17 protein-coding genes are annotated in these 16,287 nt (G+C 34.0%); 4 read left to right on the top strand and 13 right to left on the bottom strand.

All coding sequences use genetic code 11. The features are described 5' to 3' along the window. Window positions 1-28 precede the first annotated feature (28 nt). Window positions 29-1,057 (bottom strand): rod shape-determining protein, encoded by a 1,029-nt coding sequence (locus B0I10_RS01970; protein WP_112084823.1) that lies wholly within the window; start codon window positions 1,055-1,057, stop codon window positions 29-31. 56 nt (window positions 1,058-1,113) lie between these two features. After that, window positions 1,114-2,640, bottom strand: a complete 1,527-nt coding sequence (gene purH / locus B0I10_RS01965) for a bifunctional phosphoribosylaminoimidazolecarboxamide formyltransferase/IMP cyclohydrolase (RefSeq protein ID WP_112084822.1) — start codon at window positions 2,638-2,640, stop codon at window positions 1,114-1,116. A 245-nt stretch (window positions 2,641-2,885) separates the two neighbouring features. Here purH and B0I10_RS01960 point away from each other — a divergent pair, with 245 nt between their 5' ends. Next, the gene (locus tag B0I10_RS01960; protein ID WP_112084821.1) at window positions 2,886-4,139 is read left to right on the top strand and encodes an ABC transporter permease; all 1,254 of its coding nucleotides are present in this window, start codon (window positions 2,886-2,888) and stop codon (window positions 4,137-4,139) included. 48 nt (window positions 4,140-4,187) lie between these two features. Here B0I10_RS01960 and accD read toward each other — a convergent pair whose 3' ends face one another. The 3 genes from accD to tamL all read right to left on the bottom strand — a co-directional run bounded on the left by accD (window position 4,188) and on the right by tamL (window position 8,822). After that, window positions 4,188-5,042, bottom strand: a complete 855-nt coding sequence (accD, locus tag B0I10_RS01955) for an acetyl-CoA carboxylase, carboxyltransferase subunit beta (RefSeq protein ID WP_112084820.1) — start codon at window positions 5,040-5,042, stop codon at window positions 4,188-4,190. Between the two features lie 39 nt (window positions 5,043-5,081). Beyond that, window positions 5,082-6,149 carry a class II fructose-bisphosphate aldolase gene (gene fbaA / locus B0I10_RS01950; RefSeq protein WP_112084819.1) on the bottom strand — a complete coding sequence of 356 codons (1,068 nt, stop codon included), beginning with the start codon at window positions 6,147-6,149 and terminating at the stop codon, window positions 5,082-5,084. A gap of 117 nt (window positions 6,150-6,266) precedes the next feature. Then, window positions 6,267-8,822, bottom strand: coding sequence for a translocation and assembly module lipoprotein TamL (tamL, locus tag B0I10_RS01945; protein ID WP_112084818.1), 2,556 nt, complete (start codon window positions 8,820-8,822; stop codon window positions 6,267-6,269). Between the two features lie 36 nt (window positions 8,823-8,858). Between tamL and B0I10_RS01940 the strand changes: the two genes are divergently transcribed. Then, window positions 8,859-9,596, top strand: coding sequence for a TrmH family RNA methyltransferase (locus tag B0I10_RS01940; RefSeq protein WP_112084817.1), 738 nt, complete (start codon window positions 8,859-8,861; stop codon window positions 9,594-9,596). On the opposite strand, the gene porT is transcribed toward B0I10_RS01940, so the two are convergent. Together porT and ubiE are read right to left on the bottom strand one after the other, a co-directional pair. Next, the gene (gene porT, locus B0I10_RS01935) at window positions 9,583-10,284 is read right to left on the bottom strand and encodes a type IX secretion/gliding motility protein PorT/SprT (RefSeq protein ID WP_112084816.1); all 702 of its coding nucleotides are present in this window, start codon (window positions 10,282-10,284) and stop codon (window positions 9,583-9,585) included. The genes B0I10_RS01940 and porT overlap by 14 nt on opposite strands. A 1-nt stretch (window position 10,285) precedes the next feature. After that, on the bottom strand, window positions 10,286-11,017 hold the full coding sequence (gene ubiE / locus B0I10_RS01930; RefSeq protein ID WP_112084815.1) for a bifunctional demethylmenaquinone methyltransferase/2-methoxy-6-polyprenyl-1,4-benzoquinol methylase UbiE: 732 nt from the start codon (window positions 11,015-11,017) through the stop codon (window positions 10,286-10,288). A 195-nt stretch (window positions 11,018-11,212) separates the two neighbouring features. Between ubiE and B0I10_RS01925 the strand changes: the two genes are divergently transcribed. Beyond that, the gene (locus B0I10_RS01925; RefSeq protein WP_112085025.1) at window positions 11,213-11,530 is read left to right on the top strand and encodes a hypothetical protein; all 318 of its coding nucleotides are present in this window, start codon (window positions 11,213-11,215) and stop codon (window positions 11,528-11,530) included. Between the two features lie 53 nt (window positions 11,531-11,583). Here B0I10_RS01925 and B0I10_RS01920 read toward each other — a convergent pair whose 3' ends face one another. Beyond that, window positions 11,584-12,066 (bottom strand): dihydrofolate reductase, encoded by a 483-nt coding sequence (locus B0I10_RS01920; protein ID WP_112084814.1) that lies wholly within the window; start codon window positions 12,064-12,066, stop codon window positions 11,584-11,586. Window positions 12,067-12,068: 2 nt separating this feature from the next. Further along, window positions 12,069-12,413: a 2TM domain-containing protein gene (locus B0I10_RS01915; protein WP_112084813.1), complete on the bottom strand. Its 345-nt coding sequence runs from the start codon at window positions 12,411-12,413 to the stop codon at window positions 12,069-12,071. 250 nt (window positions 12,414-12,663) lie between these two features. On the opposite strand from B0I10_RS01915, the gene B0I10_RS01910 reads away from it, so the two are divergent. Continuing rightward, on the top strand, window positions 12,664-12,960 hold the full coding sequence (locus tag B0I10_RS01910; protein WP_112084812.1) for an isoamylase early set domain-containing protein: 297 nt from the start codon (window positions 12,664-12,666) through the stop codon (window positions 12,958-12,960). A 45-nt stretch (window positions 12,961-13,005) separates the two neighbouring features. On the opposite strand, the gene B0I10_RS01905 is transcribed toward B0I10_RS01910, so the two are convergent. From B0I10_RS01905 to B0I10_RS01890, 4 genes are read right to left on the bottom strand one after another with little or no spacing between them, the layout of a single operon-like run. Continuing rightward, window positions 13,006-13,437, bottom strand: a complete 432-nt coding sequence (locus B0I10_RS01905; RefSeq protein ID WP_112084811.1) for an energy transducer TonB — start codon at window positions 13,435-13,437, stop codon at window positions 13,006-13,008. 11 nt (window positions 13,438-13,448) lie between these two features. Further along, entirely contained in the window at window positions 13,449-14,273 is an 825-nt protein-coding gene (locus B0I10_RS01900) for a thymidylate synthase (RefSeq protein ID WP_112084810.1), read from the bottom strand. Then, complete coding sequence (locus B0I10_RS01895; RefSeq protein ID WP_112084809.1) at window positions 14,270-14,617, bottom strand: hypothetical protein; 348 nt, start codon at window positions 14,615-14,617, stop codon at window positions 14,270-14,272. Before B0I10_RS01895 ends, B0I10_RS01900 begins: the two co-directional genes overlap by 4 nt. 3 nt (window positions 14,618-14,620) lie before the next feature. After that, a complete protein-coding gene (locus B0I10_RS01890) occupies window positions 14,621-16,279 on the bottom strand; it encodes a NupC/NupG family nucleoside CNT transporter (RefSeq protein ID WP_112084808.1) in 1,659 nt (552 codons plus the stop codon). Window positions 16,280-16,287: the final 8 nt, after the last annotated feature.

Genomic DNA, 16,287 nt, shown 5'->3' with positions numbered 1-16,287 from the left:
CCGTTGGCGTAAATAGCAGTAAAACTGATTATTTGATTAAAATACTTCTGAACTTGTTGATGTTTTTCAATGCAATTCCGGTACCACGAACAACGGCTCTCAACGGATCCTCAGCGATGTAAACCGGTAAATCTGTTTTAAGCGAAATTCGTTTGTCTAATCCGCGTAACATTGAACCACCACCGGCAAGATAAATTCCTGTGTTGTATATGTCTGCAGCTAATTCCGGCGGAGTTTGCGATAAAGTTTCCATTACAGCATCTTCAATTCGTTGGATTGATTTGTCTAATGCTTTGGCAATTTCACGATAGGAAACATCAACTTGTTTTGGTTTTCCGGTTAATAAGTCACGACCTTGTACCGACATTTCGTCCGGCGGCGTATCTAACTCTTCAATAGCGGCACCAATTTCAATTTTTATTTTTTCTGCGGTACTTTCTCCTACAAACAAGTTGTGTTGGGTACGCATGTAGTAAACAATATCATTTGTAAAAACGTCACCGGCAATTTTAACCGATTTGTCACATACAATTCCACCTAAAGCGATCACGGCAATCTCAGTTGTTCCACCACCGATATCCACAATCATGTTTCCTTTAGGTTGCATGATATCAACACCGATACCGATGGCTGCCGCCATTGGTTCGTGAATCAAATAAACTTCTTTTCCGTTTACGCGTTCACAGGATTCCTTTACAGCTCGCATTTCTACTTCTGTAATTCCGGATGGAATGCAAACCACCATGCGAAGGGCAGGAGTGAACAAACGTTTTTTTAATGCCGGAATACTTTTGATAAACATACTGATCATTTTTTCAGAGGCATCAAAATCGGCAATTACACCATCTTTTAGTGGCCTAATTGTTTTTATGTTTTCATGCGTTTTACCTTGCATTAAGTTGGCTTCCTTTCCAACAGCGATAATTTTCCCCGATATTCTATCACGAGCTACAATCGACGGAGAGTCAATCACTACTTTATCATTATGAATAATTAAGGTATTTGCGGTACCAAGGTCAATGGCGATGTCCTCGGTCATGAAATCAAAAAATCCCATACGTTTGTTTAGGGTTAATTAGGTTTATAAAATTGTAACGTACAAAGGTAAAAAAATTAATGTTTAAAATGACGTGTTCCTGTAAATACCATTGCAATTTTATTTTCGTTGCAATAGTTGATACTTAATTCATCTTTAATTGATCCACCAGGTTGAATAACAGCGGTTATTCCGGCATGATGAGCTATTTCTACACAATCCGGAAACGGGAAAAATGCATCACTTGCCATCACTGCACCATTTAAATCAAAACCAAAAGTATTCGCTTTTTCGATTGCTTGTTTTAAAGCATCTACACGTGAAGTCTGACCCGTTCCGGAAGCAATTAATTGTCCGTTTTTGGCAAATACAATCGTATTTGACTTTGTGTTTTTGCAGATTTTTGAGGCGAAAAGTAAATCTTCAATTTCTTGATGAGTAGGTGTTGTAAGGGTAACGGTTTTTAGACCTTCTTTATTGTCGGTTATGTTATTTTTATCTTGAATTAACAATCCGTTCAAACAAGTTCTAATTTGTTTGCTTGGCAATTCAACTTCATGCTGAACTAAAATGATGCGGTTTTTCTTTTCTTGTAGGATGGAAACAGCTTCGTCATCATAACTTGTAGCAATCACCACTTCACAAAATAATTGATTAATTTCTAAAGCAGTTGCTTTGTCAATTTTTCCATTGGCAATTAAAACGCCTCCAAAAGCAGAAGTTGGGTCGCCTGCTAAAGCATCTAAATAGGCTTGTTTCATTGAACTTCGTGTTGCAATTCCACAAGCATTATTGTGTTTTAAAATAGCAAAAGTTGGATCATTTTCTTTAAATTCTAAGATCAAATTGACAGCCGCATCAACATCTAACAAGTTGTTGTATGACAATTCTTTTCCGTGCAATTTGCTGAACATTTTATCAAAATCACCAAAGAAAAATCCTTTTTGATGCGGGTTTTCGCCATAACGAAGCACTTGACCATTTTCGATACTTTCTTTGTAAACCGTTTCGTCTGTATTGAAATAATTAAAAATAGCCGAATCATAATGCGAAGAAACATGGAAAGCTTTCGTAGCCAAATGACGTCTTTGATCTAAAGTGGTAGCACCATTTTGAGAAGATATCAAATCCAATAAATAATTGTATTCATTCACAGAAGCAACGATAACAGTGTCTTTAAAATTTTTTGCAGCAGCACGAATTAAAGAAATGCCACCAATATCAATTTTTTCGATGATATCTGCTTCGGAAGCACCGGATGCAACCGTTTTTTCAAACGGATATAAATCCACAATGACCAAATCAATTTGCGGAATTTCGAAAGCTTTCATTTCTTCCACATCGCTTGGGTTGTCTTGACGATTCAATATTCCTCCAAAAACTTTTGGATGAAGCGTTTTTACTCTTCCTCCTAAAATAGATGGATAGGAAGTTACTTCTTCTACCGGAACTACCGGAATGCCTAAGTTTTTAATGAATTCTTCTGTTCCTCCGGTCGAATAAAGTGTTACATTTTGTTGATGTAATTGCTGTACAATTGGCTCTAATCCGGTTTTGTCAAACACTGAAATTAAAGCAGATTGAATGGTTTTTGTAGTTGTCATTGTGTTGTTGTTTTTTGAAGGTGCAAAAGTACTATTTGTCCGTTTAACTATCAAAGGAATATAGGATTAGTTTTCTTTTTTTTTACTATTTTTTATTTGATAATTATAAGAATTTTGTTTTTAATTCTAGTGACTAGTAACCAAATAATTAATTTAGAAAGTAGAATACAAAAAACATCTATTTTAGTGTAACAAAACCGCAATTTAAACTACCAATAACTATATTTACAATTAAGAAAAATTCTATGCTTCTTTATCTTCGTTTGCTCAAGGAGAGTTTCAATTTTGCAATGAATGCGTTGCGAAACAATAAATTGCGGACTTTTTTGTCGCTACTTGGAGTAACAATTGGCATTTTTTCAATCATTGCTGTTTTGGCGGCCGTAGATTCTTTAGACCAAAAAATCAAAGGTGACTTAGGTGATTTAGATAAAAATACGGTTTATTTATTGCGTTTTTCTTTTGGCCCTACCGAGGTGCCTAATTGGAAGAGAGAACAATTTCCGGATGTAACCTATGAAGAATTTGACTATTTAAAACGATCATTAAATGGTGTAGATAAAATTGCGTTTAATCTTTTTACCCGAAATGAAAACATTAAATTTGAAGGGAAAACGGTGAGTTCTGTGCGTGTTACGCCCACAACGAACGAATTTGACGGAATAGACGGAATTAAAATTGACCATGGACGTTTTTTTAATGAATCGGAATCTAATTCAGGAACCGGAGTAATTATTTTGGGTTACGAAGTTTCAAACGGTTTATTTGATAGTCCGGAACAAGCTCTGGGGAAGAAAGTTCGCATGTATGGTCAACGTTTTAACGTAATTGGAGTGACTCAAAAACAAGGTTTTTCAACTTTTGGTGATAGTCGTGATAACGCCGTTTTTATTCCGATGAATTTTATTAGACGGTTATATGGAGAAAACAGCACAATGTTAACACCCGCCATTTTAATCAAACCTGAAAAAGGTATTGATATGGAGGGTTTTAAAGGAGAAATCACTCAAAAACTAAGAAGTTTTAGAGGCTTAAAAGCCGCTGATATTGACAATTTTTTCATCAATGTGCTTTCCGGTTTTACCGATATGATTGACAGTATCGTAGGACAAATGAATGTGGTGGGATGGATTATCTCTGGATTTTCACTCTTAGTAGGTGGTTTCGGAATTGCCAATATCATGTTTGTCTCTGTGAAAGAAAGAACTAATTTAATTGGCATTCAAAAATCATTGGGAGCCAAAAATAAATTTATTTTGTTTCAATTTTTATTTGAAGCAGTCATACTTTCTGTAATCGGCGGAATTATTGGTTTGGTCATGGTTTGGCTCATTGCAATGGTTTTGTCTAAAGTATTGGATTTTGAATTTGTATTGAGCTTTGCTAACATGATGCTCGGTGCCGGATTAGCAGGAATTATTGGTCTCATCGCAGGAATCGTGCCAGCGATTTCGGCTTCAAAATTGGATCCGGTGGAGGCGATAAGGAGCGGGATGTAAATGAAATACTTTATTACATAAAAAAATCCCGATTGCTCGGGATTTCATTTATCTAACATCTTCATTTAAAATTAAATCTAAATAGAGATTCACTTTGTCTTTTAATTCTTTTCGGTGGGTGATAAAATCCAGGAATCCGTGTTCTAACAAAAATTCTGAAGTTTGAAAACCTTCTGGCAAATCTTTTCCGGTGGTGTCTTTTACAACTCTTGGCCCTGCAAAACCGATTAATGCTCCGGGTTCACCAATATTAATATCGCCTAACATGGCATACGATGCCGTTGTTCCTCCCGTAGTTGGGTCGGTACATAATGAAATGTAGGGAAGTTTAGCTTCGGCTAATTGAGCTAATTTTGCTGAAGTTTTAGCTAATTGCATTAATGAAAATGCAGCTTCCATCATTCTTGCTCCTCCTGATTTTGAAATCATCACAAAAGGCACTTTGTTTTTGATGGAATAGTCAATTCCTCTGGCAATTTTTTCTCCAACCACAGCTCCCATAGAACCACCGATAAAGGCAAAATCCATACAACAAACGACTAAATCTTTCCCTTTTGATTTTCCTACGGCTGTTCGTACCGCATCTTTCAATCCGGTTTTGTCGTAGGCTTCTTTTAATCGGTCGGAATATTTCTTCGTATCCACAAAATGCAAAGGATCTTTCGAAGTCATTTTGGCATCTAATTCTTTGAATTTATTGTCGTCAAACAAAATTTCAAAATATTCTTTACTTCCAATTCGCACGTGAAAATCGTCATCCGGACTCACCCAAAGATTTTTGGCTAATTCGTCCTGATCAATAATTTTTCCGGTAGGCGATTTATACCAAAGTCCTTTAGGAACGTCTTTTTTATCTTCCGTCGCGGTTTGAATTCCTTTTTCTGTTCTTTTAAACCAAGCCATATAGTAAGTATTCAGTGTTCAGTATTCAGTGTTCAGTTTTTATAGTGTATTCACATTGTTCAAATCAGCGAAAGCTTGCTCTAAACGGGTGTTGAATGTAACTTCACCTTCGCGAATCCATTTTCTTGGGTCGTAGTGTTTTTTGTTTGGAGAATCTGCTCCGTCCGGACTACCAATTTGAGTTCTCAAGTAATCAATTTTGTTTACCATATAATCACGAATTCCTTCCGTAAAGGCAAATTGTAAATCGGTGTCAATATTCATTTTGATTACACCATACGAAATGGCCTCTCTGATTTCTTCTAATGTAGAACCTGATCCGCCATGAAAAACAAAATCAATCGGATTTGAATCGGTATTGAATTTTTTCTGAACAAATTCCTGCGAATTTTTCAAAATAATTGGCGTCAATTTTACATTTCCGGGTTTATAAACACCATGCACATTTCCAAAAGCAGCTGCGATAGTGAATTTTGGACTCACTTTCATCAATTCTTCATACGCGTAAGCCACTTCTTCAGGTTGAGTGTATAATTTTGAGCTGTCAACATCTGAATTATCAACACCATCTTCTTCACCACCGGTTACACCTAATTCAATTTCTAATGTCATTCCCATTTTACTCATACGAGCTAAATATTCTTTACAAATATGAATGTTTTCTTCGATTGGTTCTTCCGATAAATCAATCATGTGCGAGGAAAATAATGGTTTTCCTGTTTCAGCAAAATGTTTTTCAGATGCATCCAACAAACCATCAATCCAAGGCAATAAATTTTTTGCACAATGGTCTGTGTGCAGAATTACGGTTGCTCCGTATGCTTCAGCTAATGTATGAATGTGTTTTGCACCGGCAATTCCACCTAAAATAGCAGCACGTTGTCCTTCGTTAGAAAGTCCTTTTCCAGCATTATATGATGCTCCTCCATTTGAAAACTGAATAATAACAGGAGCATTTAATTTTGCAGCTGTTTCTAAAACACCATTGATCGTGCTTGAGCCGATAACATTTACAGCCGGTAAAGCAAATCCTTTTTCTTTTGCATAATTAAAAATTTCTTGAACCTGATCTCCGGTTGCAACTCCTGGTTTTATGTTGTGTGCCATTTTGCTTATATATTAGTTAAGAGAACAAAAATAGGAATTAATCGAGTGAACAAAAAATAATTGACTATAAAATCGAAGCAGTATCAGTTAGTTTTTCTAAAAAATTACGATAACGTTTTAGAAAGGATAATTAATTCCCACATTAAAGACAGAGTTACTAAAATTATATTCTCTAAACCACCTTTTTCCAACTTCATAGGCTGGATTGTACGTTTTAAATCCGAAATCGAATCGGGCAACCACAAATCCGAAGTCATATCGAATTCCGAAACCGGATCCTACGGCAATGTCTTTTAGTGAATCTACTCCTTTAAAAATAAAATCTTCGTCTTCCACATTGTCCAAAACGTTCCAAATATTTCCGGCATCCACAAAGAGAGCACCTCTTAATTTACCAAACATTTTAAAACGTAATTCGGCATTCAATAAAATCTTCATATTGGCTTCGTTAAAATCGTTTCTGGCTCCACTTCTTCCCGGGCCAAGTCCATAAGGTCGCCAAGCTCTGTTGTCGTTTGAACCTCCACCAAAATAACTTCGTGAAAACGGAATGCTGTTTGAATTTCCGTAAGGAATGGCTATTCCAAAAAATGTTCTGGTTGCAAAAACCATATTGTTTCTCAAATCAAAATGTTTGATATATTCAAATTCACCTTTGAGGTATTGTGAAAACTCAATGTCAAAAAAAGTTGTGTTCCCATTTGGTCCTGTTGGCTGGTCAGAAGCATCTGCAATAAGTGATAATAAATTTCCAGCAGATTCTCCTTTAATTCTGAAAACGTAAAAATTATTGTCTAATAAGCTGGTTTTTGTGGTTTTAGAAAAACTATAACTCGACGCAATGATGAGGTTGTTTTCGGTTAATCTGTTTTTACGTTCGTTTATGCTTCGGATGGTATTAAAATCAGATGGAGTTGGATTAATGCCGGGATCATTCAGTAAGATTTCGTTAAGAAAACCGTCTGTTCCAAATGGAATAGTTAAGTTGCCATCGTCGTTTAAAAATGATGAATCAACTTCATAATTTTGTGCTATATCATTCAACGCTTGATAGGATGAACGATATACATTGAAATAATTACTCACATTAATATTCTTAATGTACTGAATATTGAACAAATCAAAACGAACAGCATTATATCTTTTAGGGGTCCAGTTATAAGTAAGAGCACCTGTAAAATTTTCTTTATCTAAACCAATGTTTTCCTGCTTGGCAAAACCTAAGCTAATTTGTGTGGATGGAATCATTTCTTTACGAATAATTCTGTCTGTTTTCAGAGGAAAGAAAACCCGCGGAAAATTCAATCGCAGATCCGCACCGTATTCTGAAATATTGAAAAAAGTATTGTCCGGATTTGCCAGGTCTTGTGATGAACCAATATTTCCTCTCGCTGCTATTTCGAGCGTTTCTGCTCCATTGAATATATTTCGAATAGAAAAAGAGGCATTTCCGGCTAAACCAAAGTCTTGAATATTTGAATGTAAAGCGTCAAATGAAGCCCCAAAACTGTATTTTTTTCTCGAACTGAGGTAAATATTCGCGATCAAAGAGTTTGCTAAACTGTCGTTTGGATCAAGTTCATATTGAATAGAGGGATAAGTAAAAACTTTGAAATTATTAAGCGAACGAGAAGTAAGGTTGTTTTTGAAATCGGCATAAGTGTCACCTTTACTAATAAATATAGCATTTGTAATTGCTTTTGGACGGTATTTTAATTTGTCAACACTATATAAGTTATAGTTATTATACACAATACTATCTGCGATTTTCACTTTGTTTTTCGAGGATGGATTGTCAGTGTAAATATTGACCTCACTAATTTTATAAACTTTAAAAGGAGTTTTAACAAGTGAGTCGCCATCTCGAAATGAATAATCACTGATTAACAAATTGACATTTGCTTTATTTCCGGTGTTAATTGTATCGATATCAAAATTGATATAATTTTGTTGAAAATTATACACACCATTGTTTCTGAAGGAGTTTGTAAGTCGATTTCTTTCTTCTTCAAAATGGTCAGATTTATATTGTACACCAGATTTTATGATTGACAATTGTTCAGTTCTCCTGTACAGTGAATCTATCACGGGCGAGCTTATTTTTTTGTTGATACTATCTATCACATAAGGTTTGCCCAGTGTTACGACATAAGTTGTAGCTGCTTTTTTTGTTCCAATTGTATCGGTAGTGGTAGTTGTATTTACATTGAAATAACCTTCATTAAAATAATACACTTTGAGTTTTGTTGCTGATTTTTGTGTTTTTAATTCATCTAAAATAACAGGGGCTTCACCGGTATTTTTTAAAAAATTATGAATACCCGAGTACCAAAAAGATTCGCCTAAACGGTATACTTGTTTAGAGGAAAAGAATTTTGAATTCCTTTTAAATCGGATTGTGTCTTTAATGAATTTTTCTGTAAAAAGTGAATCATGATTGGGTTTTGCCCAATTATACAAATATAAACTTAGCGGTAAATTTAGAAATCGGGTGTTTGGTTTTTGCGAGATTAGTTCGGTTACATCCTCGTTTTTTATTTTTTTACCATCAACAATAATTTCTGATTTTGCGAGTAGATTTTTACCTTCCGGAACTCTTTTGACAGAGTCACAGGCGTAAAAAAAGAGTATAATTAAAATTATTAATGATATTTTTGCAGAAATCTTTTTCAATTGAATTAGAAATTTAATTCAAAAGTACATTATTTTATGGTTAGTAAAAACCAAATTAAACGAATTACCGGATTACATCAAAAAAAGTTTAGGAATGAGCAACAACTTTTTATTGCAGAAGGTATAAAAGTAATTCAGGAATTATATAATTCAAGTTTTGAAATTCAAGAGTTTTATTCAACGGATTCGTCTCTGCAACTGAATAATAAAGTTAAGCCGGACATTATTTCGGAAACCGATTTAAAGAAAATAAGTTGTTTAAAAACACCTAATACCTGTTTGGCTGTTTTTAAAATAGCACCGTCAAAACCAATTAAATATGAAGGTTTAACGCTGGTTTTAGACGATATTCGAGATCCTGGAAATTTGGGAACAATTATTCGTTTGTGCGATTGGTTCGGCATCGAGCAACTGATTTGTTCCGAGGAAACAGCAGATCTTTATAATCCAAAAGTAATTCAGGCAACAATGGGTTCAATTGCAAGAGTAAATGTGGTTTATACTTCTTTAGAACGTTTTTTAAAGAATACAAAGCAACCTATTTATGGTGCATTTATGGATGGTGATGTGGTGTATGAAACTGAATTGCCAACCACTGCCGTTTTGGTCATGGGAAATGAGGCCAATGGAGTTACTGCAACTGTTGAAGCTTTGATTCAGAAAAAAATCAGTATTCCACGGTTTGGAAAATTACAAAAAACAGAAAGTCTCAACGTTGCCACTGCCACGGCTATTTTGTTGAGTGAGTTTCGAAAAAATCTTAGTGGAAAGTAAAATTCACAAAAAAACCTCTTGTTTTCATCGAATCTACTGTAGAAGTCCATGGACTATTTGGGTCGTTATCGCGAATTAATTCATCGTTAAAACTAAATACACCTCTTATGGAAGGTGAGAATTTGAAATATTCTAAATAAATATCGATTCCAAAACCCACTTCATAAAAATTTGTCCATTTTACCATTCGGAAACGGTTGTTCGAATTATCGTCTTGAGCATTGGCATTACTCGAAAGATTAAGAGCAGTTGAAACTCCTCCAAGTAAGTAAGGTCTAATGTTTCCTATTCGTTGTGATGAAAATTTTAGCAATAAAGGAAAATGAATATAAGTTGATTTCACTTCTCGAAAAGCATCAAATTGGTTATCAAAATTTGGAAAAGTTAAATTTCGTTGTGTGTAGTATAAACCCGGTTCAAAACGGAGGTTTATATTTTGATGCAAACGTAAATCACCAACCAACCCCACGTTGAAACCGGTGGTAGATTCCGATAAAATTTCTTCGGTAACACGGTTTTGATCAATTTTAAAATCATAAGAATTAAAACCTAAAAAATACCCCCAATGAACGCGTTGCTGATCAAAGTTTTCAAGATGGATAATCGGGTCTTTTCCAAAAACACCGCCAAATTGTGCATGTGTTTCAATTGCAAATAAGAGAAGTAGAGTTAAAAATAGTGTCTTCATTTTATTTTTTTGATGCTGAATAAATAGTAGCTACACCAAAAGTTTGGGGCATTGCTACTACATCTATAAACCCAACTTTTCTCAAAATATTGTTTAATGCTTCTCCATACGGAAATACTGAAGCGGATTCAGATAAATAAGCATAGGCAGAATTGTCTTTTGAAAACAACTTTCCGATGAGCGGTAAAATATTTTTGGTGTACAAATGGTAGCCTTGTTTAAAGGGAAATTTCTTTGGAACAGAGGTTTCTAAAATAACAAAGATTCCGTTTGGTTTTAAAACGCGTAGAATTTCAGCTAAACCTTTTTCTAAGGTTTCAAAGTTTCTTACACCAAAAGCAACGGTTATTGCGTCGAAGCTATTATCCTCATAGGGTATGTTTTCAGAGTCACCCAAAACCATTTCTATTTTAGTAGAAAGTTTTTTTTCATTAATTTTTTTTCTTCCTACGTCCAGCATTCCGGCAGAAATATCCAAACCTACAATTTTTGTAGCATTAGTGTTCGTCATTAAAATAGCTAAATCGCCGGTTCCTGTAGCAATGTCAAGAATAGTGTCTGGATTTTTGGCAGAAACCATTGCCAATACTTTTTTACGCCATTTCACATCAGTACCAAAAGAAATCACACGGTTTAAACCGTCATAATTGCCCGAAATGGTATCAAACATTTGAGCAACTTGTTCTTTTTTACCTAATGAGGAATCTTTATATGGTGTAACAGATTTTGACATACTAAAATTTTAGGCAAATATAAACTATTCTGTAATCATAACAATAATAGAACTATTTAATTTGTTTAACTAATCAAAAGAAAAGATGAACAAAAAATCACTGTTTTTAGTGATACAAAAAAATCACTAGAAGTGGGTATTGTGTACATGATTGATAATGTGGAATTTTACAACATGAATCAAATGTTACATATCATGTTGTCAAGAATTGTAAAGGCTGAATTAAGATGGATACTACTGGCACTAGTTATCACATTTTTTCTTGTTAGCAGTATCGACAGTATCGCTTTAATAGGCTATACTGCAGTTGGGGTGCCACAAACGTTCTTAGGGTTAAATTTGTTTTTGGAAATTTTAGTTTTTTTCGCTTTTAGTACCTTTGTGGTATTTGGTATTAAAGGCTTCTTTGAGATGTATTCTCAAAGGTTTGCCAATGTCGTGATCTTCATTTCTGGAGTATTTCTGGCAGTGGTGATTTTTATATTAAGTTATCAGATACTGATGCTTGAATAGGCCAGTTCATACATGATTACATTGATTCTAAACATCCCGAAAGGGATGTTTTTTTATTTACGAATAAACGTTTGATACGTAAAATCAACCAAATGTTTTTCATCTTTTGGATGATATTCTTCCTCTACTAACTGCCAACTGTCCGGATTTATTTCGGGAAAATAGGTATCAGCGTCAAAGGAGTCATGAACACGAGTGAGTTCAATAACATCTGTATAATCGAGTGATTGTTTATAGATTTCGCCACCACCAATAATGAAAGCGTTTTCTTCTTCGGGAACAAATTCAAGAGCTTTTTCAATACTATCAACCACAATACAGTGTTCTGGTTGATAATTTTTTTGTCTAGTAATAATGATGTGGGTTCTGTTAGGAAGTAGCTTGGGGAAACTTTCAAATGTTTTTCTACCCATGATAATAGGATGACCGGAAGTTAATTCTTTGAACCGTCTGAAATCGTCCGGCAGATGCCAAACTAGATTATTGTCTTTTCCTAAAGCATTGTTTTCGGCGACAGCCGCAATCATTATTATCATTATTAAAATTCTTTTTTTGAATTAGATTCGTTTTCTATTTTTTGTTCCAATTGTTTAATTCGTTGTTCCTGTTTGGCCATTAAACGTTCAATTTGATCACGTTCCCAGTTTTTATTCATAAATCGGTCAGTAATATACACTTTGATGAAATGAAGAATAAAAAGGAAAAACCAGATGGTAACTGCCCATAAATACCAACCTTCAAAGGGTTGAATATCAAAAAACTTTTCCACTAAAAAAAAGAATAAACTCCCAATTAAAAAAAGAACAAAATGATAATAAAGCCGCTTCTTTTGTTTAATTCTTCTACGAGCATATTCGTATTGTTCGTGTTGCTCAGTGTTCATGATGGTTTTTATTTATGGTTTTTTGGTTCTGAAAGGTATTATATTTTTGAAAAATAAAAAAATCATTTTTACAGATAATGAAAAGCGAAACCGTTTTCCTATCTAGAATTGTTAATCTAACCTATTATAAATTAATAAAATAGCTATTTTTTGTGGTGGTTTTTGGTAATTTAACAAAAAGAAAGCTAACTATTTGATTTTCATTATTCTATTTGTTTCTTTGTGGCGTAATTTTAAAATTAAATTAATTATGGCAATCAAGAAGCAATTTATAAAAACAAAACCGGTTTGTAAAGTAACTTTTTCAATCGAAGCAAAAGAAGCTACCACTGCAGCTGTTGTTGGTGATTTCAACAACTGGAATCCTAAAGAAGGAGAATTAGCAAAATTAAAAAATGGTACTTTCAAAGCTACTTTTGAACTACCTGCTTCTAACTCATACGAATTCCGTTATTTAGTTGATGGAGAATTCGTAAACGATGATCAAGCTGATGCTTACAAATGGAATGATTTTGCTGCTGCTGAGAATAGTGTTGTAGCGGTTTAAGAAAAACTTAAAATTTAAATTTAACCACCTTTTTAGGTGGTTTTTTTATGTCAACTTGAAAGTTAAAGGAATTGACATTGTCATTCTTACGGGCTTGCCTTTTTGATAACCGGGTATCATTTTTGGCAATAATGAAAATATTCTTTTTGCTTCATTCTCCAAAATAGGATGTGGACCTCTTATGTTACTTATGTTAACATTTCCATCTTTTTCAATTATAAAGGAAATAAATACTTTTCCCTGAATTTTATCTTTAATTGCAGCTCTAGGGTATCTGAAATTAATTTTAATATGTTCTTGTATTTTTTCTTGGAAGCAACGTTTTCTTTCTTTCATTGAAATTTCTTCGCAACCGGGAAAAATGGGTACATCTTCAATAATTTGAAAAGAAACGTTTTCTTGATTCTCGCTCTCTTCTGTTTGAGCTGAAATCAAATTAAAACACAAGAGAAAAAACAGAATTTTAATTTTAAACATAATATTTTTATTTAAACAGCCACAACTCCTTTAATATGCGGATGCGGATCATATCCTTCCAGCGTAAAATCATCAAATGTAAAATCAAAAATAGCTTTAATTTCCGGATTCAAAATCATTTTTGGTAAAGGTTTTGGCTCACGCGAAAGTTGTAATTCCAATTGTTCAATGTGATTGTTATAAATATGAGCGTCACCAAAAGTGTGAATAAAATCTCCCGGTTGTAAATCGCAAACCTGAGCAATCATCAATGTAAATAAGGCATACGAAGCAATGTTAAACGGAACACCCAAAAAGATATCGGCACTGCGTTGATATAATTGGCAACTCAATTTTCCCTCAGCGACATAAAATTGAAAAAAAGCGTGACAGGGTGGAAGAGCCGCTTTTCCGTTGGCTACATTTTCTGCAAATGATTTGGATGTGTCGGGTAAAACCGAAGGATTCCAAGCGGAAACCAACATTCTACGGCTATTTGGGTTCTTCTTTAAGGTTTCGATTAATTCGGTAATTTGATCAATTTCTTCACTGTTCCAATTCCGCCATTGATGACCATAAACCGGACCTAGATCACCGTTTTCATCGGCCCAATCATCCCATATTTTAACCCCGTTTTCTTTTAAATAACTGATGTTGGTTTCGCCTTTAATAAACCAAAGTAATTCGTGTATAATCGATTTTAAGTGTAATTTTTTAGTAGTAACCATCGGAAAACCTTCGCTTAAATCAAAACGCATTTGGTAACCGAAAACACTAATCGTTCCGGTTCCGGTTCGGTCACCTTTTTGCGTTCCGTTTTCTAAAACGTGTTTTACGAGATCATGATACTGCTTCATTTTTTTCTGATTCTATAAACATTAAACGATTTAACTAAATTATTTTCATAAAAAAACAATAGTGTTGGAATTCCTATAATTTCAGATGAAATAATTATAATATTTCTAAAAGTAAAAAATAAAATTACAGCAATTACAATACTTGTAAAAAAGCTAGATAATATTAAAGTTTTAGATACTTTACCAAAAATATCATTTATGTGTGTTTTTTCTTTTCTTAAACAATTAGAACAAATAGTGTCTTTAAAATCACCATTTTGCATTTGATATGTTCCTCTATCGCTTTCACTGATAGAAATTTTATTTTCATGCCTGCAATGATTACAAATAAAATGATGTGTCATAATTTATCCAATAATCATTCCGGCAATAGTTGCTGATAGCAAAGATGCTATACTTCCACCAATCACCGCTTTTAAACCAAATTCGGAAAGTGTTTTCCTTTGTCCGGGAGCTAATGATCCAATTCCGCCAATTTGAATTCCGATAGAAGCAAAATTTGCAAAACCACATAACATATAGGTGGCCATAATTACTGATTTATCATATGTGAAATGGATCGTTGATGCTACATTTTTTAATTCTGCTAATTGAATGTACCCCACAAATTCGGAAGCTGCTAACTTAATTCCTAATAATTGACCCATCAACATCACATCTTCCTTTGCAACACCAATTAACCACATTAACGGAGCAAAGACAATTCCTAGGATAGTTTCTAATGAAAATTTTGAATAAGGAGTATTTGCGGCAATAACATCATTCAATCCGGACCATCCGCCAATCCAACTTAAAGTATAATTAATCATCGCAATAAAAGCAATGAAAACCAACAACATTGCAGCAACATTTGCTGCTAATTTCAAGCCTTCTGTCGTACCGGTTGCAATAGCATCAAGAATATTTGAACCAATTTTTTCTTTGGAAACCTCCACATTGGTGTTGATTAATTCGGTTTGAGGATATAGAATTTTAGAAACAACTATAGCTCCAGGAGCAGCCATCACTGATGCGGCGAGTAAATGTTTAGCAAATTCCAAACGCAAAACCGGATCGTTTCCGCCTAAAAAACCAATATATGCCGCCAAAACTCCTCCTGCTACAGTGGCCATTCCGCCGACCATAACTAAAAGAATTTCACTTTTATTCATTTTCTCCAAATAGGCTTTAATCATCAACGGAGCTTCGGTTTGACCTAAAAAGATATTTCCGGCAACTGATAAACTTTCTGCTCCCGAAATGCCTAGAATTTTGGTTAAAAGCATCGCTAAACCTTTTACCACAATTTGAATTATTCCCAAATAAAATAATAACGAAGTCAAAGCGGAGAAAAATATAATAGTTGGTAAAACTTGGAATAAAAAGATGAATCCAAAATTATCCACATTCATCATTCCACCTAGTAAAAATTCGCTTCCGGCTCTCGTAAAATCTAATACTTTGACGAATAATCCGCCAACAAATTCAAATATATTTTTTACAAAAGTTACTTTCAGTACACCAATTGCAAGTATCAATTGAGCCAAAATTCCGATTCCAACTGTTTTCCAATTAATCGCTTTTCGATTGGCACTAAATACAAATGCTAAGGCTAAAAGTGAAAGCATTCCTAAAATTCCTTTCCATAAGCTGGTTATTGAAAATCCTTGGCTAGCAATCAATTTTGCTTGATTTTGAGCCGGTTTTATTTTGTTGGAAGAGAAAAAAGAATACGCTTTATCTTTCGATTTTAACGTTAAAAGTGAATCTGATTTAGATTCAATTGTAAATCGTTTGGTTGGTGCATCGGAACCATTTTCAAACAGAAAAAGAAAATTATCTTGTACTAAATAATCACCTTTTTGAGTTAGGCTGTCTGAACTGATTTTGAGCTCATAACCACCTTCTTTTAATTCTAAATAATCCGTTTCAGAAGAACTTAATTGCCATTTTTTTTCAAGTTCTTGTGCACTTAAACCAACTGAAAACAGCACAGTTAAAGTTAGTAAAATTATTTTTTTATACATTTTTAAAA

This window comes from Flavobacterium lacus, from assembly GCF_003268815.1.
In the GTDB taxonomy this organism is placed as follows: domain Bacteria; phylum Bacteroidota; class Bacteroidia; order Flavobacteriales; family Flavobacteriaceae; genus Flavobacterium; species Flavobacterium lacus.
Note: the sequence above shows the minus strand (reverse complement) of the source record. Positions and strands in the feature narration are given on the sequence as shown.

Bases quoted from the DNA above. Each gene is read 5' to 3' on its own strand.
- B0I10_RS01970 (WP_112084823.1), bottom strand. From the start codon at position 1,057: ATGGGATTTTTTGATTTCATGACCGAGGACATCGCCATTGACCTTGGT.
- purH (WP_112084822.1), bottom strand. From the start codon at position 2,640: ATGACAACTACAAAAACCATTCAATCTGCTTTAATTTCAGTGTTTGAC.
- B0I10_RS01960 (WP_112084821.1), top strand. From the start codon at position 2,886: ATGCTTCTTTATCTTCGTTTGCTCAAGGAGAGTTTCAATTTTGCAATG.
- accD (WP_112084820.1), bottom strand. From the start codon at position 5,042: ATGGCTTGGTTTAAAAGAACAGAAAAAGGAATTCAAACCGCGACGGAA.
- fbaA (WP_112084819.1), bottom strand. From the start codon at position 6,149: ATGGCACACAACATAAAACCAGGAGTTGCAACCGGAGATCAGGTTCAA.
- B0I10_RS01940 (WP_112084817.1), top strand. From the start codon at position 8,859: ATGGTTAGTAAAAACCAAATTAAACGAATTACCGGATTACATCAAAAA.
- porT (WP_112084816.1), bottom strand. From the start codon at position 10,284: ATGAAGACACTATTTTTAACTCTACTTCTCTTATTTGCAATTGAAACA.
- ubiE (WP_112084815.1), bottom strand. From the start codon at position 11,017: ATGTCAAAATCTGTTACACCATATAAAGATTCCTCATTAGGTAAAAAA.
- B0I10_RS01925 (WP_112085025.1), top strand. From the start codon at position 11,213: ATGTTGTCAAGAATTGTAAAGGCTGAATTAAGATGGATACTACTGGCA.
- B0I10_RS01920 (WP_112084814.1), bottom strand. From the start codon at position 12,066: ATGATAATAATGATTGCGGCTGTCGCCGAAAACAATGCTTTAGGAAAA.
- B0I10_RS01915 (WP_112084813.1), bottom strand. From the start codon at position 12,413: ATGAACACTGAGCAACACGAACAATACGAATATGCTCGTAGAAGAATT.
- B0I10_RS01910 (WP_112084812.1), top strand. From the start codon at position 12,664: ATGGCAATCAAGAAGCAATTTATAAAAACAAAACCGGTTTGTAAAGTA.
- B0I10_RS01905 (WP_112084811.1), bottom strand. From the start codon at position 13,437: ATGTTTAAAATTAAAATTCTGTTTTTTCTCTTGTGTTTTAATTTGATT.
- B0I10_RS01900 (WP_112084810.1), bottom strand. From the start codon at position 14,273: ATGAAGCAGTATCATGATCTCGTAAAACACGTTTTAGAAAACGGAACG.
- B0I10_RS01895 (WP_112084809.1), bottom strand. From the start codon at position 14,617: ATGACACATCATTTTATTTGTAATCATTGCAGGCATGAAAATAAAATT.
- B0I10_RS01890 (WP_112084808.1), bottom strand. From the start codon at position 16,279: ATGTATAAAAAAATAATTTTACTAACTTTAACTGTGCTGTTTTCAGTT.